Here is a 760-nt window from a genome sequence, read left to right on the forward strand (position 1 = left end):
GTTTGTGAGTAGTGACACCTTGAAAGCCGACCCCGTCAGTCTTTGATCCGCTCCGACTGTCGTCACGCAGTCTCCTCAATGGCAGGCGCACAAACGGAGTAATGCTCATGATCAAATACCTTAAAATGATGGCAATGATGTCAATCCTCGCGATCATTGCCGGTTGCCATACGTATCAATCAAGTTCCACCTCTAGTGCGAAGGCTGCGAACGCCGAGATGGACCGCGACGCGAACGCGGCGTTACAGAGTTTGTATGCCAAAACGCCGCAAGCGCGCGCCCTCGCGCAGCGAGCCAAGGGTATCCTCGTTTTCCCTGATGTGCTGAAAGCGGGCCTCATCGCCGGCGCACAGCATGGTGAAGGCGAATTGATCGAGAACGGAAAAGTCACGGGATACTACGCAACCACAGCAGCCTCATACGGCCTTCAGGCGGGCGTGCAGAGGTTTGGTTACGTGATGTTCTTCATGACCTATTCAGCGATGAACGATCTGAAAACTGTCAATGGATTTGAGGTCGGCGTGGGCCCAAGCATCGTGGTCGTAGATTCAGGCATGGCCAAGTCGTTGACTACTTCAACGGCTCAGTCCGATGTCTATGCGTTCATCTTTGATCAAAAGGGCTTAATGGCCGGGCTGGGATTGCAGGGTTCAAAGATTACCAAGCTCAATCGCTGAGGCCGTCTGCCGGTTACTTCAGCTAGCGGCGCCCGATACTTCGAAAAATAGGGATTGCGTTCGGTTGGCAGGACGCCGGGGGG

1 protein-coding gene is annotated in these 760 nt (G+C 54.5%); it reads left to right on the top strand.

Annotated elements, in window-relative coordinates; genetic code table 11:
- The first annotated feature begins 107 nt into the window (after positions 1-107).
- Positions 108-677, top strand: a complete 570-nt coding sequence (locus AC1DRJ_RS30760) for a lipid-binding SYLF domain-containing protein (RefSeq protein WP_477805430.1) — start codon at positions 108-110, stop codon at positions 675-677.
- Positions 678-760 lie beyond the last annotated feature (83 nt).

The organism is Pseudomonas sp. P5_B2 (genome assembly GCF_056400445.1).

Excerpts from the sequence above, each read along its gene's own strand:
- AC1DRJ_RS30760 (WP_477805430.1), top strand. The coding sequence starts at position 108 with ATGATCAAATACCTTAAAATGATGGCAATGATGTCAATCCTCGCGATC.